Source organism: Micromonospora sp. NPDC050397 (assembly GCF_044901685.1).
In the GTDB taxonomy this organism is placed as follows: Bacteria; Actinomycetota; Actinomycetes; order Mycobacteriales; family Micromonosporaceae; genus Micromonospora_G.
Genome location: NZ_JBJDPS010000019.1, coordinates 65,816 through 88,335 on the forward strand (window position 1 = coordinate 65,816; position 22,520 = coordinate 88,335).

17 protein-coding genes are annotated in these 22,520 nt (G+C 70.5%); 10 read left to right on the top strand and 7 right to left on the bottom strand.

Going from position 1 to position 22,520, the window contains the following annotated elements:
* Positions 1 to 72 precede the first annotated feature (72 nt).
* From ACI2K4_RS32685 to ACI2K4_RS32705, 5 genes are read right to left on the bottom strand one after another with little or no spacing between them, the layout of a single operon-like run.
* A complete protein-coding gene (locus tag ACI2K4_RS32685; protein WP_404516952.1) occupies positions 73 to 915 on the bottom strand; it encodes a carbohydrate ABC transporter permease in 843 nt (280 codons plus the stop codon).
* Entirely contained in the window at positions 905 to 1,870 is a 966-nt protein-coding gene (locus tag ACI2K4_RS32690; RefSeq protein ID WP_404516953.1) for a carbohydrate ABC transporter permease, read from the bottom strand. The genes ACI2K4_RS32685 and ACI2K4_RS32690 overlap by 11 nt, the downstream gene beginning before the upstream one ends.
* A gap of 10 nt (positions 1,871 to 1,880) precedes the next feature.
* Entirely contained in the window at positions 1,881 to 3,155 is a 1,275-nt protein-coding gene (locus ACI2K4_RS32695; RefSeq protein ID WP_404516954.1) for an ABC transporter substrate-binding protein, read from the bottom strand.
* Between the two features lie 13 nt (positions 3,156 to 3,168).
* On the bottom strand, positions 3,169 to 4,794 hold the full coding sequence (locus tag ACI2K4_RS32700) for an FAD-dependent oxidoreductase (RefSeq protein WP_404517001.1): 1,626 nt from the start codon (positions 4,792 to 4,794) through the stop codon (positions 3,169 to 3,171).
* 20 nt (positions 4,795 to 4,814) lie between these two features.
* Positions 4,815 to 5,858: a LacI family DNA-binding transcriptional regulator gene (locus ACI2K4_RS32705; RefSeq protein ID WP_404516955.1), complete on the bottom strand. Its 1,044-nt coding sequence runs from the start codon at positions 5,856 to 5,858 to the stop codon at positions 4,815 to 4,817.
* A 275-nt stretch (positions 5,859 to 6,133) separates the two neighbouring features.
* On the opposite strand from ACI2K4_RS32705, the gene ACI2K4_RS32710 reads away from it, so the two are divergent.
* The 7 genes from ACI2K4_RS32710 to ACI2K4_RS32740 all read left to right on the top strand — a co-directional run bounded on the left by ACI2K4_RS32710 (position 6,134) and on the right by ACI2K4_RS32740 (position 15,724).
* Positions 6,134 to 7,180 carry a hypothetical protein gene (locus tag ACI2K4_RS32710; RefSeq protein ID WP_404516956.1) on the top strand — a complete coding sequence of 349 codons (1,047 nt, stop codon included), beginning with the start codon at positions 6,134 to 6,136 and terminating at the stop codon, positions 7,178 to 7,180.
* A gap of 145 nt (positions 7,181 to 7,325) precedes the next feature.
* Complete coding sequence (locus ACI2K4_RS32715; protein ID WP_404516957.1) at positions 7,326 to 8,753, top strand: Nramp family divalent metal transporter; 1,428 nt, start codon at positions 7,326 to 7,328, stop codon at positions 8,751 to 8,753.
* Positions 8,754 to 8,826: 73 nt separating this feature from the next.
* Positions 8,827 to 9,321, top strand: a complete 495-nt coding sequence (locus tag ACI2K4_RS32720; RefSeq protein WP_404516958.1) for a sigma factor — start codon at positions 8,827 to 8,829, stop codon at positions 9,319 to 9,321.
* A 159-nt stretch (positions 9,322 to 9,480) separates the two neighbouring features.
* The gene (locus ACI2K4_RS32725) at positions 9,481 to 9,660 is read left to right on the top strand and encodes a hypothetical protein (protein WP_404516959.1); all 180 of its coding nucleotides are present in this window, start codon (positions 9,481 to 9,483) and stop codon (positions 9,658 to 9,660) included.
* A 29-nt stretch (positions 9,661 to 9,689) separates the two neighbouring features.
* Complete coding sequence (locus ACI2K4_RS32730; protein ID WP_404516960.1) at positions 9,690 to 11,459, top strand: thiamine pyrophosphate-dependent enzyme; 1,770 nt, start codon at positions 9,690 to 9,692, stop codon at positions 11,457 to 11,459.
* 66 nt (positions 11,460 to 11,525) lie between these two features.
* Positions 11,526 to 12,824 carry a low temperature requirement protein A gene (locus ACI2K4_RS32735; RefSeq protein ID WP_404516961.1) on the top strand — a complete coding sequence of 433 codons (1,299 nt, stop codon included), beginning with the start codon at positions 11,526 to 11,528 and terminating at the stop codon, positions 12,822 to 12,824.
* Between the two features lie 257 nt (positions 12,825 to 13,081).
* On the top strand, positions 13,082 to 15,724 hold the full coding sequence (locus tag ACI2K4_RS32740) for a ThuA domain-containing protein (protein ID WP_404516963.1): 2,643 nt from the start codon (positions 13,082 to 13,084) through the stop codon (positions 15,722 to 15,724).
* Positions 15,725 to 15,781: 57 nt separating this feature from the next.
* Here the strand turns inward: ACI2K4_RS32740 and ACI2K4_RS32745 are convergent, their stop codons facing one another.
* Positions 15,782 to 16,312: a DUF1707 domain-containing protein gene (locus ACI2K4_RS32745; protein ID WP_404516964.1), complete on the bottom strand. Its 531-nt coding sequence runs from the start codon at positions 16,310 to 16,312 to the stop codon at positions 15,782 to 15,784.
* Between the two features lie 101 nt (positions 16,313 to 16,413).
* Here ACI2K4_RS32745 and ACI2K4_RS32750 point away from each other — a divergent pair, with 101 nt between their 5' ends.
* The 3 genes from ACI2K4_RS32750 (at position 16,414) to ACI2K4_RS32760 (ending at position 20,839) form a co-directional block, all read left to right on the top strand.
* Positions 16,414 to 17,076, top strand: coding sequence for a hypothetical protein (locus tag ACI2K4_RS32750; RefSeq protein ID WP_404516965.1), 663 nt, complete (start codon positions 16,414 to 16,416; stop codon positions 17,074 to 17,076).
* A gap of 198 nt (positions 17,077 to 17,274) precedes the next feature.
* Positions 17,275 to 20,076 carry an AfsR/SARP family transcriptional regulator gene (locus ACI2K4_RS32755; protein ID WP_404516966.1) on the top strand — a complete coding sequence of 934 codons (2,802 nt, stop codon included), beginning with the start codon at positions 17,275 to 17,277 and terminating at the stop codon, positions 20,074 to 20,076.
* Between the two features lie 133 nt (positions 20,077 to 20,209).
* Positions 20,210 to 20,839 carry a VOC family protein gene (locus tag ACI2K4_RS32760; protein ID WP_404516968.1) on the top strand — a complete coding sequence of 210 codons (630 nt, stop codon included), beginning with the start codon at positions 20,210 to 20,212 and terminating at the stop codon, positions 20,837 to 20,839.
* 61 nt (positions 20,840 to 20,900) lie between these two features.
* Here ACI2K4_RS32760 and aceB read toward each other — a convergent pair whose 3' ends face one another.
* Positions 20,901 to 22,502: a malate synthase A gene (gene aceB / locus ACI2K4_RS32765; protein WP_404517002.1), complete on the bottom strand. Its 1,602-nt coding sequence runs from the start codon at positions 22,500 to 22,502 to the stop codon at positions 20,901 to 20,903.
* Between the last annotated feature and the right edge of the window lie 18 nt (positions 22,503 to 22,520).

Sequence of the window (22,520 nt, forward strand, 5' to 3'; positions counted from 1 at the left end):
TCACGCGCTCCAAGCTGTCGAGAGCGTGGCGCTGACGACAGCTCAGAGCGCGTGGATCAAGATGAGGCGATTTCAGCCCTTGAGGCCGGTGTGGGCGAGGCCCTCGATGAACTGGCGTTGGGCGAGCACGAAGACGAGTAGGACCGGGAGCGCGGTCATCGACGCCGCCGAGAGCTGTACGTCCCACATCGGTCCGCCGTACGCGTCGACGAACTGGGTCAACGCCTGGGGCAGGGTGAACTTCTCCGGGGTGGAGAGGAAGACGATCGGCTCCAGGTAGAGGTTCCAACTGTGCAGGAAGGTGAAGATCGCCACCGCACCGAGGGCGGGACGGGCCAGCGGCAGCGCGATCCGCCAGAAGGTGGCGAGCCGGCCGAGCCCGTCGACCCGGGCCGCCTCCTCCAACTCGGCCGGCAGGGTGATGAAGAACTGCCGCATGATGAAGGTCGCCAGCACGCTCGGCGCGCCGAGCATCGGCACCAGGATCAGTGGCCAGTGGGTGTCGACCAGGCCGACCGAATTGAACATCTGGAACAGCGGCACGATCGTCACCTCGCTCGGGATGAGCAGGCCGACCAGCACCACCACGAAGAGCACCTGCTGACCCCGGAACCTGATCCGGGCGAACGCGTACCCGGCGAGCGCGGAGACCGCCAGCGTGCCGACCGTGACCACCAGTGCGATGTACGCGCTGTTCAGGTACTGCCGCGCGAACGGTTGCAACTCGAACACCCGCTGGTACGCCGAGAAGCTGAAGTCCGTCGGGATCAGCGACGGCGGGAAGGCGAAAATGTCGGCGACCGGCTTGAACGACGAGGTGACCATCCACCAGGTCGGGAAGACAAACGGCACGGCGAGCAGGCAGATGACACCGTAGAGCGCCACCCTGGCCCGCAGCGGGAGCCTACTGTTCATGGAAGACCCACCTCCTGCGCATCCGCCACTGCACGACGGTGAGCGCCAACACGATCAGGAACAGCAGCACCGACAGGGTCGAGCCGTAGCCGAACTGGTGGAACTGGAACGCCTGCTGGTAGAGGTAGTAGACGAGCACGGTGGTCGAGGTTCCCGGCCCGCCCTGCGTCAGCACGGCGATCTGGGCGAAGACCTGCAACGCGCCCGCCACCGTGATGATCGAGGTGAGCAGGATGGTCGGGCTGATCAGCGGTACGGTGATCCGCCGGAACTGGGTCCACCGGCTGGCCCCCTCGACCCGCGCCGCCTCGTAGAGCTCGGCCGGCACGCCCTGCAACGCGGCCAGGAAGAGCACCATGTTGAGGCCGACGTTCTTGACCACCTGCACCACGATCACCGACAGCAGGGCGGTCCACTCGCCGCGCAGCCAGTTGGGGCCGTCGACGCCGACCGCGCCGGCCACCCCGTTGACCCCGCCGTTGTCCTGCAACAGGAAACCCCACACGATGGTCCAGGCGACGAGCGAGACCACGACCGGGGAGAAGAACAGCGTACGGAACACGACCGTGCCACGGAGCTTCTGGTTCAGCAGCACGGCGAGCAGCAGCGCCAGCCCGAGGTTGAGCACGACCAGCCCGACGGAGAAGATCGCGGTGGCCCGGAGCACCGACGGCAGGTTCGGGTCGTCGGCGAGCTTGCGGTAGTTCTCCGTACCGACGAAGTCGAACGTGTCGGCGAGCACGTTCCACTCGTGCAGGCTGTACCAGACCACCAGCCCGAGCGGCAGCAGCACGAAGAGCACGCTGCCGACGAGCTGCGGGGTCACGAAGAGCAGACCGGCGAGTTGGTCCCGCCGCCGGGACGTCCACCATCCGGGCCGCGTCGGCGGCCGGGTGTCGCCCGGGGCGGGCCGGGTGTCGGCCCGGCCCGCCACGTCGTCCGTCAGGACCGGCATCGGTGATCTCCTACTTGCCCAGCAGCGGCTTGATCGCCGAGCAGACCCCGCCGAGCACACCCCGTACGTCCGCGTCGGCCTTCCAGAGCGGGTCGAGGGCGGCCCGTACGGCCTGGCTCAGCTCGGCCTGCCCGGTGTGGCTCGGCTTGACCACCCCGTTGGCGATGCCGTCGATCACCACCTTCTGCAACTGCTCCGGCTTGAGCAGCGGGTTCGTCTTGGCCAGCGTCTCGGCGGTGAGCAGCGGGGTACGCGGCGGCGGGAAGAACTGGGCCAGCTTCGCCGAGTTGGTGGGGTTGGTGAGGAAGGCCAGGAAGTCGGCGGCGGCCTCCGCGTGCTTGCCCTTCTTCAGCACGCCCATGCCGCCCTGCCCGATCACCGAGTAGGCACCCTTCGGCCCGGCCGGCAGCGGGACCAGGTCCCAGCCGAACGTCTGCTTCTCCAGCAGCGACGCCCGGGAGATCTGGGTGATGGTCATACCGGCCTCACCGGCGAAGAAGTCGGCGGCGGTGCCCGGTCCGGGCAGCGCCTTGTCGGTGAAGATCGCCTTGTGCAGGAAGGTCATCGCGTCGACCATCTCGGGGGCGTCGAAGCCGCAGCTCCTACCGTCCGGGCTCCACGCCTGCGCGCCCCAGCCGGTCCAGACCGTGGAGAGGAAGTCCCAGCCCTTGTAGTCGAAGTCGCGTACGACCAGACCGGCCTTGCCGGTCCTCGCCGCCACGGCGGAGGCGGTGGCGACCGCGTTCTCCCAGTTCCAGGTGCCGGCGGAGATCAGTTCGGCCGGGGTCTTCGCACCGGCCGCCCTGACCAGGTCGGTGTTGACGAAGATGCCGAACGGGGAGGTGGAGAAGGGGTAGCCGTAGAGCTTGCCGTCGCGCTGCCAGAGCTTGGTCGCGGCCGGTGCCAGCTCGTCGAAGTTGTAGCCGTCGGTGCCCTTGAGGGTGTCGTCCAGCGGCACCAGGGCACCCGAGGAGACGAAGTCGGGGGCCGCGTTCTCCAGCACCCAGGCCAGGTCGGGCGGATTGCCACCGGCGATCTGGGTGGTCAGCGTGGTGGTGTAGCTCTCGAACGGGATCGGGTCGAACGTGATCCCGGTGATGTTCGGGTGGCTGGCTCGATATTCGGTGGCGATCTCGTCGAGCAGTTTCAGGTGCGCCTCGTTCGCCGACCAGGTGGTCATCCGCAGCGAGACCGGGCCGTCGGAGCCGCCGCTGTCGCCGCCTCCGCAGGCGCTCAGGCCGAGCAGCGCGGTGAGCGCGACGACGGCCGTCAACCGGTTCTTCATCAAGGTCCCTTCCTCAGTAGCCGGCGATGTCGGGCCAGCGCAGCTCGACGCCCTCGTCGGCGAGGCGGTTCTGGAAGTCGGCCAGCAGGCCGGGGGTGTAGCGCACCGCGCGGGGGGTGACCCGCCGGGCCAGGCAGAAGTCCGCGAGCAGTCCGGCGACCTCGCCGACGTTCCACTCCACGGGGTGCAGGCGGTACGAACCGTTGGTGATGTGCGTGGTGCCGATGTTCTTCCCGGCTGGCAGCAGGTTCTCCACCCGCCGGGGGATGAGCGCGCCGAGCGGGATCTCGAACGGGCAGGAGGCGACGTCGACGTAGTTGTCCCCGCCGGTCGAGGGGTGCAGGTCGATCCGGTACATGCCGACCCCGACCGAGTCGGCGTAGCTGGCCGCGCCCTTGTCCCCGCGTACGTCCAGGGAGAGGTCCTGTTCGACCACGGTGTACTCGGCCCGGATTCGGCGTGCCTCGCGGATGTACGGTGCCTGGGCCAGGCCGCTGTGCGACACGTCGCCGCCGTTGCTGATGCCGCCGTTGCCGGTGACGTCGCCGCGCAGCCGCAGCCCGGGGAAACCGGTCCCGCCGTCGGCCCGGGGCGCCTCGGTCTGCAACCAGTAGAGGACCGAGAGGGAGAGTTCCCGGGCCGCCGCGACGTGCCGTTCCGGGTCCGGTACGTCGATCAGCGGGCTCTCGAAGTAGTCGATCATCGGCCAGTTGACCAGGCAGATGTCGCTGTCGTACGCACCCGGCCGGAACGAGCGGCGGGCGGCGATCCGGCGGAACGTCCAGAGGTTGCCGTCGCCGGGGCTGACCCGCTGGTCGGCCAGGACCAGCCACGGGTCGTCGTCCGGGTTCGGGGTGAAGCTGCGCTCCGAGATCTCCAACGTGCGCGGATTGGGGGAGCGGAACGACAGCATCCGGTCTCCCCAGAACGGCGGCTGGTACTCGCGCCAGAAGTCGTACCGGGCCGGGCGGTCGATGGTGTGGTCGCCGTCGACGTGGTCGATCGCGAAGCAGACCGAGAACGCCTGCATGTTGGTCGGCTGCGCGTCGTCCGGCGCGCTCGGTTCCCCGGTCTCGCCCCGGGACTCGAAGCCGGTGACGTACTCGGTGCCGGTCAGCGGCAGCAGCTCGCCGGTCTCGGTGGCGTCGAGCACGTACGGCGCGACCACGTGCACCCGTTCGTCGCTGTCCCGGTGGGCGAGGGTCACCCCGGTCACCCGGTCGCCGTCGGTGTCGGCGGCCACCGCCCGGTACGGCTGGAGCACCCGCAACCGCCCCGCCCCCCGGTACGGCGCGAGCATCGCCTCCAGCACCGCCACCGCCACCCGGGGCTCGTGGCAGAGCCGGCTGACGTGGCCGGCGCCCGGGTTCAGCGCGACCGAGTGCCGGGCCCGGTCGGTGAGTGGGAAGTAGCGGCGGTAGTAGTCCCGGATGCCGTCGCGCAGCGCCCGGTAGCTGGCGGTGACGCCGAACTGTTCGACCCAGGAGTGTTCGTCCGGCGGCACCGCCTGGCTGGTGAGCTGGCCGCCGAGCCAGTCGTACTCCTCGGTCAGCACCACGGATCGGCCGGCTCGCAGCGCGCCCAGCGCGGCGGCGACGCCGCCGAGCCCGCCGCCGACGACCAGCACCTCGGTCCGCATGTCTGGCAAGATCTGTCCTCTCATTCGGGTGTCGCCGGGGGTGCCAGGGTGGCGCCGTCGACCGGCTGGCAGGGCAGGAGCCGTTGCGGTACGACCTCCGGGCTCTCCTCGATCAGTCCGGTCAGCACCTCGACCGCCTGCCAGCCCATGTCCCGCCGGGGGATTCGGAACCCGGTCAGGTCGAGATCGGTGGCCGCCGCCGGTCGGGTCGGGTCGCCGAGCGCCAGCACGGAGAGGTCACCCGGCACGTCCAGCCCACGTTCCCGAGCCACCTGGGCGATGGCGACGCCGTCGGCGTACTCCTCCACGACGGCGGCGGTGACCCGGGCTTCCAGCAGCGCGTCGAGCAGCTCGGCGGGGGAGCGGTCGGCGGTCGGTTCGTGCCGTACCCGCAGGTCGGCGCTGTCGAGCGCGGTCCGGTAGCCGCTCATCCGGTCGGCGTGCGACTCCGGGCCGGTGCCCTGGCCGAGGTAGGCCAGTCTGGTGTGGCCGAGCTCCAGCGCCCGGCGGACCACGGCGGCGGTCGCGGCCGGGTAGTCGGCGCCGACGTACGGCACCGGGCCACCGGCGTCGTCCCGGCGGCCGACCGAGACGAAGGGTTGTCCCTCGGCGACCAGCCGGGCCAGCTCGTCCGGGTCGAGTGAGCGGCCGAGCAGGACGCAACCGTCGGCCAGGCGCAGCCGGTTGTCGTCGTGGAAGATGCGGCGGTGGCCGTCGGCGACCGGGGCGCTGGTGAGCAGCAGCAGGTCGCAGCCGAGCTGCTCGGCGCACTGCTCGATGCCGACCAGGAACGGGTGGTAGAAGTCGCCGGTGCCGGCGGGGAAGACCGGTTCGTAGGTGAAGACACCGAGGATGCGGTTGTGCCGGGCGGCCAGCCGGCGGGCCACCGGGTCGGCGACGTAGCCGGTGGTACGGATGGCGTGCAGCACCCGTTCCCGGGTCTCCGGGGCGATCCGCACGCTGCCGTCGTCCCGGCCGTTGAGCACCAGCGAGACGGTCGCCTGGCTGACGCCGGTCATCCGGGCGATGTCGTGCTGGGTGACTCGCCTACGCGCTCCGGTCACGTTCCGTGTCCATTCGTTTCTGGGCTAATACGCATTAGCTACAACGAGGTGAAATCTTGAGCCTCGTCCGGCGCTCCCGTCAAGACCTGCGGATGAATCCGTTGCCATCTATCCGGCCGTGATAATTCGTATTAGCACCTTGACGGCGTTGCCGCCCCGGCGCAGACTCATCGACCACGACCTACCGTCCTGGTCGGACGATCAACTCACTCAACGTGATGGCGATCCGTCCGCTCCACGATCGACGAGCGTCCCCTCACGATCGGAGCCAACGCATGGTTCACCCGTACCCGAAATCGCCGTACCAGCCGGGGCAGCCGGAGCGGGCGGGCGGCCTCAGCCGGCGCGGCCTGCTGCGCGGCGCGGCCCTGCTGGGCACCGCGACCGCGACCGGCGGCGCGCTCGGCGCCCTCGCCCAGGCCCCGGCGGCGCTCGCCGGACCCGCCGGCTTCCCCAGCTACCGGTACGTCCGCGACGCCTTCGACCGGCCGCTGGTCTACAACCCGACCGGCGAGACGATCTTTCCCTGCGTACGCGGGGTCTACGACAAGATCTCCGGTGCCCGGGGCCGCTACTACCTCTACTACGCGCCGCACGACCCGCCCGGCGGCATCTGCCTCGCCTACGCCGACCGGCTGGAGGGTCCCTACACCGAGCACCCTGGCAACCCGATCGTCGACCGGGTGCTACCGACCACCACGGTCAGCCACGTCTCCTCCCCGCACGTGGTCTGGAACGCCTCCAGCCGGGAGTTCTTCCTCTACTTCCACGGCGAGAACACCACCACCCGGGTCGCCCGCTCGACCGACGGGATCACCTTCACCAACGAGACCCCGATCCTCAGCACCAACCTGGTGCCGAACACCACCGAGACCTCCTACGCGCGGGTCTTCGAGCACCGGGTGGCCGGGCGGAACAACAAGTACGTCATGCTCTTCATGGGCGCGCACACCGTACGGCCGGGCACCCGGAAGATTTTCTGGGGCTGGTCGCCGAACGGTTGGGACCAGTGGCAGTTCGCGCCGAACCCGCTGGTCTCGCCATCCGGTGACGGCCTGACCGACATCTCCGCGCCGCACCTGCTCACCCGCAACGGCACCGCGTACGTGGTCTACCACGGCAACAGCGGGCGGATGTACCTCACCGAGGTCGGCAACGACTTCGACCGGGAGGTGCACCTCGGGGTGTTCCACACGCCGATCGCCTCCGACAACGGTCGAACCGCGTCGCCGAGTTTCGGCACCGACGGGGGAGTGTCGTACATGATCTACGAGGCCGGGCCGCGGCTTGATGCTCGGATCTGTGTGGCGCGTCAGGTGTGACGGGTTGGGTCGGGCCGACCGTGCCCGGCGCGGGCCGTCAGGCTTGATTCCCGCGCCGGGCACGGTCGGCCCGACCTTGACGTCCACAGTGGTTTGATCGAAGGTGGTCTACGGGTATCGGCACGTTCCGTCCCTTTGGAGGTCGATGATGACCGGTAGTGCCGCTGATCGTTTTCCCACCCGCTACCTGCCGGGGGTCGGTGTCCGGGATCTGCCGGAGCCGCCCGCGTCGGCCTGGCCGGTGATCGGGCCGGGGGTGATCGCGGCCGGGGTGGGGCTCGCCTCGGGCGAGTTCATCCTGTTCCCGTACATCGCCTCGCAGGTCGGACTGGTTTTCCTCTGGGCGGCGGCGGTCGGCATCGTCACCCAGTGGTTCCTCAACATGGAGATCGAGCGCTACACCCTCGCCACCGGCGAGACCGCGCTCACCGGCTTCTCCCGGTTCTGGCGGCACTGGGGTCTGGTCTTCGCGGTGATGGTCTACTTCGCGAACCTCTGGCCGGGCTGGGCGTCGAGTTCCGCGACGATGGTGACCTACCTCTTCGGCGGCAACGCCGCCTGGATCGCGGTCGGGATGCTGGTGGTGATCGGGCTGACGCTCACCCTGGCCCCGGTCATCTACACCGCGCTGGAGCGGGTCGAGTTCGTCAAGGTCGGGCTCGTGGTCGTCTTCCTCGTGGTCGCGGCGGTATTCGCGGTCGGCGCCGACGCCTGGCGGGCGTTGCCGGACACCGTGGTCGCGCCGCAGTTCCCGACCGAACTCGGCTTCGCGCTGATCCTCTCCGCGCTGGTCTTCGCCGGTGCCGGCGGCGGGCAGAACCTGGTGCAGAGCAACTGGATCAGGGACAAGGGCTTCGGCATGGGCCGGTACGTCCCGCGCCTGGTCAGCCCGGTCACCGGCCGACCGGAGGCGGCCCCGGACACGGCCGGGTTCGTCTTCGAGCCGACCGACGAGAACCTGGGCCGGTGGCACCGCTGGTGGCGGCTGGCCAACCGGGAGCAGTTGGTCACCTTCGTGTTGATCTCGTTCGTCACGATCGTGCTGATGTCGATGCTCTCGTACTCGACCGTGCACGGGGTGCCCGGGTTGGCGAACAGCGTCTCCTTCCTCAGGGTGGAGGGGGAGCGCCTCGGCGAGATGGTGGGCTCCTGGTTCGGCACCCTGTTCTGGGTGATCGGGGCGATCTCGCTCTTCGCCGCCGCCATGGGCATCGTCGACTACACCAGCCGGCTCGCCGCCGACGTACTCAAGACCTCGTACCTGCGTGGGCACTCGGAGAGCCGGATCTACTTCGCGCTGGTCTGGGGACTGGTCGGCCTGGGCTGCGTGATCCTGCTCGCCGGCTTCGACCAGCCGCTGATCCTGCTGGTCATCTCGGCCTGCGTCGGCGGGCTGATGATGTTCATCTACTCGATCCTGCTGCTGGTGCTCAACAGCCGGGTGCTGCCACCGCAGATCCGGCCCCGCTCGGTCCGGGTGGTGGCGCTGGTCTGGGCGGTGCTGCTGTTCGGTGTCTTCTCCGCGCTGACCGTCTGGCAGCAGGGCGACCGGCTGCTCGACTGGTTGCGCTGACGACCGGTGCGGCGCCCGGTTCCGCCGGACGCGCAACGAAACCGGTGAGCTCTGCGCCCCTAGGGTTGTGTTGGTGCAGACATCCGCGCGCGCGGAGGTGACCTTCGACGCGGTGTACGCCGCGCACTACGTCGTCCTCGTCCGGCTGGCCTACGTCACCACCGGGAGCCAGCAGGTCGCGGAGGACGTGGTGCAGGAGGTGTTCATCGAGTGGTTACGCCGGATGGACGCCGTCCGTGACCCGGTGCCGTACCTGCGCCGGGCGGTCGTCTCCCGGTGCCGCGCCCCGGACCGTCGCCCGCCTTCCGCAGGGGCTGGGTCGGGTCGCCGGGTAGACCGGCTGCAACTGGCGACCGGCCTGCTGGGCGAGGTCCGGGTGGCGGAGGTGGGCGATGTCGACCGGGGGCCCCGGCCGCGATGGTGGATCACCCTGGTCGTCGCCGCCACCGCGCTCACCGGCTACGCGTGCGTGCGAGCCGTCCTCGCCGTCCGGCGCAGGGCGCCGCGCCCACCCGTGGACCCGGCCGGCACCGCTGCGCCGACCAGCGGGACGGCGGACCCGGCGTAGACGCGTTTGATCTGAGCCGTTATGTCCAATACCTAGGGAAAGGTGAGTTATCGTCGCCTGGGATCGATGGCGGTACGGAGCAGGCCAGACGGCGGTACGGAGCAGGCCAGACGGCGGTACGGGACGGAACGACAGCGGCGGCACCCGGAGGGACAGCACATGACTCACGGGCATCTCGGCGACATGGCGACCGGTGTGATCGGTGATGCCGCCGGCACCGTGGTGGACCCGAAGCAGGGTATCCAGCGGCTCAAGGGCGAGACCGCCGGTCCGGCGCTGGTCGTGGCGGTGGTCGCCCTCGTTGTTGGTTACCTGATCGGCCGCCGTACCCGCCGTTGAACCGGGGCGAGGCGACACGGGGAGCACTGATGCAGGAGATCGTCGGAGAAGCCCTGGCCAGACGCCTGGTCGACTGGGGGGTCGACACCGTGTTCGGGCTGCCCGGTGACGGTATCAACGGCCTGATGGAGGGCTTCCGTCGTCAGCGTGAGCGGTTGCGGTTCGTGCTGGTGCACCACGAGGAGGCCGCCGCCTTCATGGCCACCGGGTACGCGAAGGCGACCGGCCGCCTCGGCGTCTGTGCCGCCACCTCCGGCCCCGGTGCCATCCACCTGCTCAACGGCCTGTACGACGCGAAGATGGACCACGTCCCGGTGCTCGCGCTCACCGGGATGCAGGAGACCTCGGTGCAGGGGACGCAGTACCAGCAGGAGGTGTCGACGACCCAGCTCTTCCAGGACGTGGCGGGCGCGTACAACCTGCTGGTGGCGAACCCGCGGCAGGTGCCGGGGGTGGTGGACATAGCCATCCGGCACGCCCTGACCAAGTCCACGGTGGTGCACCTGAGCCTGCCCAACGACATCCAGGTGGCGGCTGCCGCCGCGGACCCGTACCGGCACGTCACCCCGGGGGCGCCCCCGGTCAGCAGCCCGGTGGTCTCGCGTCCGCCGGTGCCGGCCGCGCCCGGGGAACTCGAACGGGCCGCCGAGGTGCTGGACGCGGGGAAGAAGGTGGCGATGCTGGTCGGCATCGGCGCCCGGGAGGCTCGGGAAGAGGTGCTCGCGGTAGCGGACGCGCTCGGCGCGCCGATCGTCAAGACGCTCTCCGGCAAGCAGGTGGTGCCGGACGAGCACCCGCTCACCACCGGCGGGCTGGGGCTGCTCGGCACCAAACCGAGCGAGCTGCTGATGGAGGAGTGCGACACGCTGCTGATGGTCGGCACGTCGTACCCGTACGGGAGTTACCTTCCCGCGCCCGGACAGGCCAGGGTGGTGCAGATCGACCGCGACGCCAGCCAGATCGGCATCCGGCTGCCGGTCGAGGTGGCGGTCGCCGCCGACGCCCGGACGGGGCTGAAGCAACTGCTGCCGATGCTGCGGCGCCACGACGACCGGTCCTTCCTTTCCAAGCACCAGCGGGGCCGGGACACCTGGCGGCAGGAGATGAAGGCGCTCCAGGACCCGAGCCGGACGCCGATCGCGCCGCAGTACCTGATCGGCTGTCTGGACGAGGCCGCCGCCGAGGACGCCATTCTGACCTGTGACTCGGGCACGGTCTCGACCTGGTCGGCCCGGCACTGGACGATCCGGGGAGGGCGGGAGTACTACCTCTCCGGCAACCTGGCGTCGATGGCGTCGGGGCTGCCGTACGCGATCGGGATGCAGTTGGCCCACCCCGGGCGCCAGGTGATCGCGTACGTCGGGGACGGTGGTTTTGCCATGCTGATGGCCGAGTTCCTGACCGCCGCGCGGCACGAACTGCCGGTCAAGGTCGTGATCAACAACAACAACGCGTACGGGCAGATTCTCTGGGAGCAGATGATCCTCGGCTACCCGGAGTACGCCGTACGGCACCCGGAGCCGAAGCCGGACTTTGCCGCGTGGGCGAGAAGCTGTGGCGGTTACGGCACGAAGGTCACCGACCCGGCGCAGGTGCCCGGGGCGATCCGGGACGCGTTGGCGCACCCCGGCCCGGCGCTCGTCGACTGTGACGTCAACCCGAACGAGCCGCCGATGCCGGGCAAGATCCGGTACGAGCAGGCGAAGGAGTTCACCGAGGCGTTCCTGCGGGGCGAGCCGAACCGGATCGCCACCCTCGCCACCGTCGCTCGCGACAAGATCAACGAGTTCCGCAGGTGAGCCCGTTCGCGCGCCGCCCGTCACGGTGATCCGGGCGGCCACGGTGCGGGCTGACGGGACCCGGCGGTGAACCGCCGCCGGGGACTGCTCGGGCAGCTACGCCGGGCCAGCCCGGGAACCCGGGCGAACAGCCTCGAGGTCTTCTTCGACCTGGTCTTTGTCTTCGTCTTCTTCAGCATCGCCCGGGTCACCTCGCAGGACCTGACGCCGAGCGGTCTCTACCACGGCCTGCTGATCCTGGCCCTGCTCTGGTGGTGCTGGTGCTCGCACATGGTGGTGGCGAACTGGATCAGGCTCGGTGAGGGGATCGGGCCGCTGGTGGTCTTCCCCGTCATGGTCGCCACCTTCACCATCGCCCTGATCATCCCGCAGGCATTCGCCGGTGAGACCAGCGGATTCGACGCTCCGCTGGTGCTGGCGATCTGTTACCTCATCGTCCGGGCCCTGCACGTGGTGCTGCACTGGTACTCCGCCCGGGACGACCCCGTGCTCCGGCGCCAGATCCTGCACTACGCGCTGCCGCTGGTCACCACCACCACGCTGCTCTTCATCGCCGGACTGATCCCGGCGAGGTTCCACGGCATCGACGAGGTGACCTTCCGTACGCTGCTCTGGACCATCGCGGTCGTGATCGAGTACGGCGCCGGCCGCTTCCTCAGCGTCTCCCACTGGGGACTCGCCTCCGCCGGACACTGGGTCGAGCGGTTCGAGTTGATCGTCATCGTCGGGCTCGGCGAGACCATCATCTCGGTCGGCCTCGGCACCAACCTGACCGGCCGGACCGAGACCTGGCCGATGTTCATCGGCACCGCGCTCGGCATCGGCATCACCGCGTCGCTCTGGTGGGCGTACTTCGACATCGTCGCGCCCGCCGCGCACCAGGTCATGCACGGCACACACGACCTGGCCCGGATCCGGCTCGCCCGGGACGCGTACGTCTACCTGCACCTGCCGATGATCGCCGCGCTGATCCTGCTCTCCCTCGGCGACAAGGAGATGATCCACCAGCTCAGCAGCGAGCACATCCCGCTCGCCGAACCGCAGCAGGGCCCCGGCGTCCCGCTCATCTACGGCGGGGTGATCCTGTTCCTCCTCGGCCACCTCGCCTTCCAGGCGCGCATCCTCGGCACGGTCACCTGGACCAGGGTGGGGGCGATCCTCGTCCTCGGTTCGCTGATCCCCCTGGCGGTCGTGCTTCCCGCGCTCGCGGCGATCGGCATGCTCGCGGCGGTCTGCTTCGCGCTGGTGATCAGCGAGGTGGTCATCTTCGCCGAGTCGCGGCACGTCCTCCGTGAGTCCGCTCTCCAGGAGGCCACCGTGCACGAGGACCGCGAAACCGAATGGCGCCGCGACCGCTACGAATGACCGAACGTCGACCCGGTCAGGGTTGGGGGGCGGCGTGCCCACGACGGGACCAAGCCTGACCGCCCAGAGCGGGCACGCCGCCCCCCAACCCACCACCGCAACCAAAGATCGAAGCTCGTTTTGATCAAAGGGCTTGACTCCCCAACGCCCCGCCCGGCAGAGTCCGATGAACCCGAAAGACTCGGCGGCCTTTCGGTGACGATTCCACAGGTGCGGCGGCGCGCTCCTCCTGACCGATCCCCACGGAAGGAGCACCCATGCGCCGAGGCATCCTCGCGTCCGCCACCAGTGCTGCCCTTGCTCTGACCTCGTTCGGCGCACTCGCCCCGCCCGCCAGCGCCGCCCCCGAGACTGCCGCGGCGGCGGAGACGTACCAGGTGATGGTCTTCTCCAAGACCGCCGGCTACCGGCACGAGTCGGTCGAGGCCGGCGTCGCGGCGATCGAGCGGCTCGGGCGGGAGAACGGCTTCCAGGTCGACTCGACCGAGGACGCCACCGCCTTCACCGCCACGAACCTGGCCCAGTACGAGGCGGTCGTCTTCCTCTCCACCACCGGCGACGTGCTCGACGCCGAGCAGCAGGCGGCGTTCGAGGCGTACATCCGGGGCGGTGGCGGCTTCGCGGGCGTGCACGCGGCGGCCGACACCGAGTACGACTGGCCCTGGTACGGCGCGCTGGTCGGCGGCTACTTCGACTCGCACCCGGCCACCCAGCCGGCCACCGTCCGGTTCTCCGACCGGGCCAACCCGTCGACCTCGCACTTCGCGCCGACCTGGAACCACACCGACGAGTGGTACAACTACCGGACCAACCCCCGGGAACGGGTCAAGGTGCTCGCCACCGTGGACGAGTCGACCTACAGCGGCGGCGGGATGGGCGCGGACCACCCGATCACCTGGTGCCAGGAGTACGACGGCGGCCGGTCCTGGTACACCGGGATGGGACACACCACCCAGTCGTACGCCGACGAGAACTACCTGAAGATGCTGCTCGGCGGCATCCGGCTCGTCGCCGACCAGGCCGACGCGGACTGCCGGCCGGAGACCGGTTACACCGCGCTGTTCGACGGCACCCAGGCCAGTTTCGACCGGTGGCGCCAGGCCGGTCCGGGCGGGTTCACCCTGGACAACGGCACGCTCACCTCGTTCGGCGGGATGGGGCTGCTCTGGTACCCGACCCGGACGTACAGCGACTACTCGCTGAAGGTCGACTGGATGATGCCGGGCGACGACAACGGCGGGGTCTTCATCGGGTTCCCGGACCCGCAGGGTGACCCGTGGAAGCCGGTCGACGCCGGGCACGAGATCCAGATCGACGCCACCGACGCCGACCCGACCCGGACCACCGGCAGCGTCTACAGCTTCAAGGCCCCGAACACCGCTCTGCGCGAGGCGAACCTGAACCCGCCGGGGGAGTGGAACACGTACGACATCCGGGTGCACGGGCAGCAGGTCGAGGTCTACCTCAACGGGGTGAAGCTGACCGACTACACCAGTGCCCGCAACATCGCCGAGGGCTTCTTCGGGGTGCAGAACGACGGCGCCGGACTGGACATCAACTACCGCGACATCCGGATCCGTACGGACGAGACCTCCACCGGGGACGACCTGGCCCGGGGCCGTCCGGTCACCGCGTCGTCGGTGGAGCCGAACTCGTCCCACCTGCCGGGCAACGCGGTCGACGGCAACCCGGCCACCCGCTGGGCGAGCGAGCACCTGGTCGACCCGCAGTGGCTCGCCATCGACCTCGGCGCCGAGTACGACCTGAGTCGGGTCCGGCTCGGCTGGGAGACGGCGTACGCCAGCGCGTACGAGGTGCAGACCTCGACCGACGGCACCACCTGGACCAGGGTCCACGGCACCACCAGCGGCGACGGTGGCGTCGACGACCTGGCCATCTCCGGCACCGCCCGCCACCTGCGGGTGTACGGCACCACACGGGCCACCCAGTGGGGCTACTCGCTCTGGGACGTCAACGTGTACGGCACCCCGGCGCAGCCGGACCAGGACACCACCGCGCCCGTCACCCGGGCCGAGGTCACCGGTACGGAGACGGGCGGCTGGTACACCTCGGCCGCGACGGTGACGCTGACCTCGACCGACGAGGCGGACGGCAGCGGCGTCGCGTCGACCGAGTACCAGCTCGACGCCGACCCGACCTGGACCGCATACACCGGGCCGGTCCAGGTCAGCGGTGACGGGCAGCACGTGCTCCGGTACCGGTCGACCGACCGGGCCGGCAACGTCGAGACCGCCGGGTCCGCCCCGGTGCGAATCGACGGTACGAAGCCGACGGTGACCGTCTCGGGGCTGGCCGACGGGCAGCTCTACGGGGACAGCGAGGAGGTGCGGGTGAGCTTCCAGGGCGTCGACCCGACCTCCGGCATCGCCAGCACGGTCGCCACGCTCGACGGCAGGCCGTACGGCGACAACACCCTCCAGGCCCTGTACGACCTGAGCCTGGGGCTGCACGAGTTGCGGGTCACCGCCACCGACAGGGCCGGCAACACCAACACCAGTTCGGTCCGGTTCTTCGTGGCCACCTCGTTCCGGGACATGGCGAACCTGCTCGACCGGTTCGGGGCGACCGACCGGCTCAGCGCCAAGGCGCACCGCCAGCTCACCAACAAGCTGACCGCGGTACGCGACTCGGAGGCGGCCGGCAACGACCGGCGGGCGGTGCAGCAGCTCACCGCGTTTGTCGAACTCGCCTCGGACGCGACGCTGGTGCCGGACGCCGACGTACGCGCGGTGCTGGTCCGCGACGCCGACGCGATGATCGTGTCGCTCGGCGGTGCGGCCAGCGCCGCCGGGGTCGCGGCGAACGACGGTCGCCCGCTTTCGGGCACCGGCCGGGCCGACGGTGAAACCGCTCAGGTGGGCAGGGGCGGCAGCCGGTAGTCGATGGCAGGGGTGAGGGAACGACCCGCCCTCACCCCTGTCGACCGGCGAACCGGGTCAGGCCCGTTCGTTACGCCCGCGCTGCTCGGCCGTCCGGACCGAGTGCCGGTAGAGGAACATCAGCACGGAGGCGGCCACCGGTATCCCCAGCACCCACAGGACGTCGTACATCAGGCCGAGCACGACGGCGACCGGCAGTCCCAGGCCGAGCAGGGCCATCATCGCGCTGTGGAAGGACGTGAACTCCTCGTTGGGGCCGGTCGACGGGGTTGGCGTGACCGGGTTCGACGGGTCCGGAAGGCTGGGGTGTGGCGTCGGCAGGTCGGCGAAGAGCCGGGCCAGTTCACTTCGGGTACGAGTCTCGTCGAGGTCGCGTCTGCGCGAATGGTACTCCTCGGCGTCGATCCGCTCCTCGCGGTGGTGCTGCTCCAACGCCCACCGGGCCGACTCCCGCTCCGGCTTCCCGATCCGCAGGTCGGGTGGACCGCCGAGGGTGTCCGGCAGGGGCTGCCACGACGCGAGACCGTCTTCCGTTCGCTGCGGAACGGGTCGGTCCTCGCCTGGCACGTCGTCCGCGAAATCGTCCACCGGGCCAGGGTAGGAGAGCGTACACAGCCGCCATCGTGGAAACGTTTACCGCAATCGCAAATAGGGCATATGGCCACCATCGCCGAGGTGAGAGGTGTGGTATGTCCAATGTGAAGTGGGTTTCCGGCGCGGTGGTACTGGTCTGCACGACCGCCCTGCTGGGCTGCCAGACCGGCCAGTCCGGTCAGTCCGGAGAGTTGTCCGCCTCCGCCGTACCGTCCGCCTCCTCATCCGCGACGCTCCCACCGGCCGCGCCGACGGGGTCGCCGTCGGGCAGCGGGACGCCCGGTCCCTCGGCCGCGACCGATCCCGCCCTGTCGGGCGAGCGCGAGGTGACCATCGTGCGGGTGCAGGCGTCCGAGGGCGGGCTGTCGCTGGACGGTCGACTCGGCGAGGCCGACGACGACAGTGGACGCCAGTTGTTCGTCCCGACCCCGCTCGGTGCCGGCGGATACCTGATCAAGGCGTACACCAGGCCGAACAACCACCCCGCCGCCGACGAGCCGTCCTGCTGGCAGGTGCGGAACCCGGGCGACGCACAGCCGCTGAGCGTCGAGGCGGCCGTCTGCGCCGAAGCCGACCCGGACCAACGATTCACGATCACCGCCAAGGGCAAGGGAACGTACGCGATCAGCCACGAGTCGGCGTTCCTCCAGTATTCGCCCACCAACGGTCTGATCCTCGAAGAACTGGGCGACGCGCCGCTGCGGAGCACCTTCCGGTTCGTCGACAACGGACCCGCCCGCCGCCCAGCCGGCGGCTGATCGCCTCCACCACAGCCATCGGCACCACAGCCATCGGCACCACAGCCACGAGCCCGACCGTCCCCCTCACGGTCGGGCTTGCGGATCCGAGTGCGTTGTCGGCACTTCGGCTGGTTTCAGGATGCTTGAGGGCTATGACGTAAACTCTTAACGGATTGTTAGTGGTAGATCGGGGTGCTGCTTTCGGGTGGAGGGTTGGTGGAGTTTCGGCTGTTGGGAGCGGTCGAACTGTTCGCCGGGGAGCGTTCGGTCGAACTCGGCCCACCGCAGCAACGCCTCGTGCTGGCGGCGCTCGCCGTGGACGCCGGCCGTCCGGTCACCACCGAAGTGCTGGTCGACCGGGTGTGGGACGACGCACCGACCGGCGCCCGCCGTACCCTGCACGTGCACGTCAGCGGGATTCGCAAGGCCCTTGCCCGGGCGTCCGACCTGGACCCGGCACCGGTCGCGCTCTCGCGTCGCTCCGGCGGTTACGTGCTCGACGTCGATCCGGACCTGGTCGACATCCACCGTTTCCACCGCCTCGTCGACCTGGCGGCGGTCAACCCGCCCCGGTCGACCGTGGCGTACGGGCAGGCTCTGGGGCTGTGGCGGGGTGAGCCGCTGGGCGGGCTGGCCGGCGACTGGGCCGCCCGGATGCGCGACGCCTGGCGTCAGGACCTACAGGCCGCCGTGATCGCCTGGGCGGAGTTGGAGCTACGGTCCGGCCAGGCGGCGGGGGTGATCGGTCCGCTCACCCGGATGGTCGGTGAGAGCCCGCTGGTGGAGCCGTTGACGGCGCTGCTGATGCGGGCGCTGCACGTCGTCGGTCGCACCTCGGAGGCGTTGAACCGGTACGCCGACATCCGTGCCCGGCTCGCCGACCAGTTGGGCATCGATCCGGGCGCCGAGTTGCAGGACCTGCACCGGGAGATACTCCGGGGCAAGGTGACCACCGTGGTCGAGCCGGTGCCCGTACCCGTACCCGCCGTGCCACCGCGCCCGGCGCACGCGGTGCCCGCGCAACTGCCGCCCGCGCTGGCCGGGTTCGTCGGCCGGGCCAGCGAGCTGAAGCTGCTCGACGGCCTGGTGGCCGACGCGACCCGCGAGCCCGCGACCATGGTCATCTCGGTCCTGGCCGGTTCGGCCGGCGTGGGCAAGACCTCGCTCGCGGTCTACTGGGCGCATCGCGTCCGCGACCAGTTCCCCGACGGGCAGCTCTACGTCAACCTCCGGGGTTTCGACCAGCGCGGCGCGGCGATGGACCCGGCCGAGGCGGTCCGGGGTTTCCTGGACACGCTCGCGGTGCCCCGGTACCGCATCCCGGCCACGAGTGACGCCCAGGTCGGGCTCTACCGGAGCCTGCTCTCCGGACGACGCGTGCTGGTGGTGCTCGACAACGCCAGCGACGCCGAGCAGGTACGTCCCCTGCTGCCCGGATCGCCGGGCTGCCTCGTCCTCGTCACCAGCCGCAACCAGCTCACGTCGCTCGCCGTGACCGAGGCCGCCCGGATGATGACGCTGGAACTGATGTCCGACTCCGACGCGTACGAGTTGCTCGCCATGCGCCTGGGGCGCGGCCGGGTCGCCGCCGAGCCGGACGCGGTCGCCGAGATCGTCGAGCTCTGCGCCCGGCTGCCGCTGGCCCTCGCGGTCGTGGCGGCCCGTGCGGCGGCTCGGCCGGGAATCCGGCTCTCGGCGGTGGCGGCCGAGCTGCGCGGGGCCGGGCAGAGCCTGGACCCGTTTGCCGTCGGCGACGCGGTGAGCGACGTACGGTCGGTCTTCTCCTGGTCCTGCGCCGCGCTCAGCGTCGGGGCGGCGAGGCTGTTCCGCCTGCTCGGCTGGCATCCCGGTCCGTACCTGACGGTGGCGGCGGCGGCCAGCACGGCCGGCATCCCGCTGCGGCAGGCGCAGACGCTCTTCGCCGAACTCGCCGCCGCCAACCTGATCGCCGAACGGGCGCCCGGCCGGTACGTGCTCCACGACCTGCTGCGGGCGTACGCCGTGGAGTGGGCCGAGGCGGACGAGACCGATGCCGCCCGCCGGGCCGCCCTGCACCGGCTGCTCGACCATCACCTGCACACCGGTCACCGCGCCGCGCTCCTGCTGATGCCGCATCCGAGCGTCCGGATCGAGGTCGGCGAGGCGCCACCCGGTGTCCTGGTCGAGTCGCTCGCGGATGCCGCGGAGGCGATCGCCTGGTTCGCCGCCGAACGCCCCGTCCTGCTCGCCCTGATCGACCTGGCGGTGGAGGCCGGGCTGGACCGACACGCCTGGCACCTGTCCTGGACACTCGCGCCCTTCCTGCAACGCCAGGGTTACTGGAACGAGCAGTTGGCGATGCTGCGGACGACGGTGGGTGCGGTGGGACGACTCGACGACTCGGTCGGGCTGGCGTTCGCCCACCGGTGGATCGGCAGCGCGCACGCCGAACTGGGCCAGTTCCAGGAGGCCGGCGATCATCTGCGGCAGGCGGCCGAGCTGCACCGCACCCTCGGCGAACCTCTTGGTGAGGCCGGTATCCACATGGTGCTGGGAGTGGTGGCCGAGCGGCAGGGCGGCCACGAGGAGGCGCTGGGCCACGCGCAGCGGGCCCACGAGCTCTTCGGCCGCGCGGGGCACCGGATCGGTCAGGCGAACTCGCTCAACAGCATCGGCTGGTACCGCGCGCTGTTGCGGGAGTACGACGAGGCCCTTCGGTGCTGCCACGAGGCGCTCGCGGTGTTGCGCGAGACCGACGCGCTGATGGGCCTCTCACACACGCTGGACAGCATCGGCTACATCCACCACCGGATGGGCCGGTACGACGAGTCGATCGCCAGCTACCGGGAGGCGATCGACCTGTACCGCCGGGCCGGTGACCGGTGGAACGAGGCGGACGGGCTCGGCCGGCTCGCCGAGGTCCACCGCGACGCGGGCAACCGGGACGCCGCCCGGACCGCGTGGAGCAGGGCTCTGACGATCCTGGACGACCTGGGCCACCCCGACGCCGAGGCGGTCCGGGCCCGGCAGACGCCCTGATCGGCCACCCCCGTCAAACCGCCGAACCGGGCGTCGCGCACCCGCCCGAGCAGTACGTTGTAACCGAGACCCTGCCCACCGGTGGCCCCCGCAGGGCGCGGCCAGGACGGCTGACTCGGCCCAGGGAGGCTCGATGAGCAAGACCGACGTACGCGGCGGCGGCACGGGCGAAACCACGGTCCAGAACGTCGACATGAAGATCGAGGTGGCCGTCATCCCGGTCTCGGACGTCGAGCGTGCCAAGGAGTTCTACCGGCGACTCGGGTGGCGACTCGACCAGACACCGGTCGGCATCGTCCAGCTCACGCCGCACGGCTCCGGATGCTCGGTCCAGTTCGGCGCGAACCTCACCTCGGCGGCCCCGGGTTCGGCCAGCCAGTACGTGATCGTGAACGACCTGGAGACCACCCGGAACGTACTGCTCGCGGCCGGCGTCGAGGTGGGCGGGATCTTCCACCTCGGTCCCGACGGCCCGCTCGACGGTCCGGATCCCGAGCGTCGCAGCTACTTCTCCCGCGCCTCGTTCAGCGACCCGGACGGCAACCAGTGGTTGTTGCAGGAGGTGACCACCCGGCTTCCCGGGCGGATCGAGGGCGGCGTGACGTCGTTCGGCTCGGTGGACGACCTGACCAGCGCGCTCGAACGCGCGTCGGCCGCCCACGGCGAGCACGAGAAGCGTACCGGCGCGGAGGACCCGAACTGGGCCAACTGGTACGCCGCGTACATGGTGAGCGAGCAGAGCGGCGCCGAGCTGCCCCGGTAACCCGTCGCGCCGGGCCAGCCCGGTCACCCCTTCGGACGACCGGGCTGGGCGGTGACGTCGACTACCGCTCGGGTCGCCCGACCAGGTGGTTCGCGTACGCGCCGGTGGTGAAGAAGGTGGGCAGGGTGTCGCCGAGCGCGGTCCGTACGAAAATCTCCTCCGCGTCGTGCCACCGGTGCCCGGCCCCGTCGTCGTCGCCACGCGCCGCCGCCAACTCCTCGGCGAGCAGTTTGCGGACCAGTTCCTCGTCGATCGGGCGCCCGTCGGTCAGCCGGCTCCCGGTCCGGACCCACTGCCAGACCTGGCACCGGGCGATCTCGGCGGTCGCCGCGTCCTCCATCAGGTCGAAGATCGCCACCGCGCCGCTGCCACCGAGCCACGCGTCCAGGTAGCGCAGGGCGACGGCGATGTTGTTCCGCAGCCCGGACTCGGTCACCTCGCCGCCGGCGCCGGCGACGTCGAGCAACTCGTCCGGGGTGACCCGGACGTCCTCGCGGAGGCGGTCGAGCTGGTGGGCGCGGTCGCCCAGCACCCGGTCGAAGACCTCCCGGCAGATCGGCACCAGGCCCGGGTGGGCGACCCAGGAGCCGTCGAAGCCGTCGGCCGCCTCCCGCTCCTTGTCCTCGCGCACCTTCGCCATCGCCAGCGCGTTGGTGTCGGCGTTCCGGCTCGGGATGAACGCGGCCATCCCGCCCAGCGCGTACCCGCCCCGCCGGTGACAGGTCGACACCAGCAGCTCGGTGTACGCGCGCATGAACGGCACCGTCATGGTGACCCTGGCCCGCTCCGGCAGCACAAATTCGGGCCGCTCACCGAAGGTCTTGACCAGGCTGAAGATGTAGTCCCAGCGGCCGGCGTTCAGCCCCGCGCAGTGGTCGCGCAGCTCGTACAGGATCTCCTCCATCTCGAACGCGGCGGTGATGGTCTCGATCAGCACGGTCGCCCGGATCGTGCCGTACGGCATCCCGAGCAGGCCCTGGGCCACGGTGAACACGTCGTTCCAGAGCCGTGCCTCCAGGTGGCTCTCCAGCTTGGGCAGGTAGAAGTAGGGACCGCTGCCCCGGTCGAGCTGAAGTTGCCCACAGTGGAACAGATAGAGCCCGAAGTCGACCAGGGCGGCCGGGACCGGGCGCCCGTCCACCACGACGTGCTTCTCGACCAGGTGCCAGCCGCGCGGCCGGAGAACGATGGTGGCCGGGTCCGGGCCGACCCGGTACCGCTTGCCGGTCTCCGTCGTGAAGTCGAGCCGGCCGTCGATCGCGTCGCGCAGGTTGAGCTGCCCACCCACCAGGTTCGACCAGGTGGGGGAGAGCGCGTCCTCGAAGTCGGCCAGCCAGACCCGGGCGCCCGAGTTCAGCGCGTTGACGGTCATCCGCCGGTCCGGCGGGCCGGTGATCTCGACCCGCCGGTCGACCAGTCCGGGCGCGGCGCCGGCCACCCGCCAGTGCGGGTCGTCCCGGACCGCCGAGGTCTCCGCCAGCCAGCCCAGCGACTCCTCGCCCCGGGCCAGGCGGTCGCGGCGCCTCGCCCGGTCGGTCAGCAACTCGGCCCGCCGGCCGGCGAACTCGGCGTCGAGCCGAGCGACAAACGCGAGTGCCTCCGGGGTCAGGATCTCGTTGAACCGCTCCCCGCCCTGCCCCACGACCGTGATCTGCGACCGCATGGCGTTCGCCCCCGGGAG

Coding starts and splice junctions, on each gene's coding strand:
- ACI2K4_RS32710 (WP_404516956.1), top strand. CDS start 6,134: ATGGTTCACCCGTACCCGAAATCGCCGTACCAGCCGGGGCAGCCGGAG.
- ACI2K4_RS32760 (WP_404516968.1), top strand. CDS start 20,210: ATGAGCAAGACCGACGTACGCGGCGGCGGCACGGGCGAAACCACGGTC.
- ACI2K4_RS32715 (WP_404516957.1), top strand. CDS start 7,326: ATGATGACCGGTAGTGCCGCTGATCGTTTTCCCACCCGCTACCTGCCG.
- ACI2K4_RS32740 (WP_404516963.1), top strand. CDS start 13,082: ATGCGCCGAGGCATCCTCGCGTCCGCCACCAGTGCTGCCCTTGCTCTG.
- ACI2K4_RS32685 (WP_404516952.1), bottom strand. CDS start 915: ATGAACAGTAGGCTCCCGCTGCGGGCCAGGGTGGCGCTCTACGGTGTC.
- ACI2K4_RS32725 (WP_404516959.1), top strand. CDS start 9,481: ATGACTCACGGGCATCTCGGCGACATGGCGACCGGTGTGATCGGTGAT.
- ACI2K4_RS32730 (WP_404516960.1), top strand. CDS start 9,690: ATGCAGGAGATCGTCGGAGAAGCCCTGGCCAGACGCCTGGTCGACTGG.
- ACI2K4_RS32695 (WP_404516954.1), bottom strand. CDS start 3,155: ATGAAGAACCGGTTGACGGCCGTCGTCGCGCTCACCGCGCTGCTCGGC.
- ACI2K4_RS32700 (WP_404517001.1), bottom strand. CDS start 4,794: ATGCGGACCGAGGTGCTGGTCGTCGGCGGCGGGCTCGGCGGCGTCGCC.
- aceB (WP_404517002.1), bottom strand. CDS start 22,502: ATGCGGTCGCAGATCACGGTCGTGGGGCAGGGCGGGGAGCGGTTCAAC.
- ACI2K4_RS32750 (WP_404516965.1), top strand. CDS start 16,414: ATGTCCAATGTGAAGTGGGTTTCCGGCGCGGTGGTACTGGTCTGCACG.
- ACI2K4_RS32690 (WP_404516953.1), bottom strand. CDS start 1,870: ATGCCGGTCCTGACGGACGACGTGGCGGGCCGGGCCGACACCCGGCCC.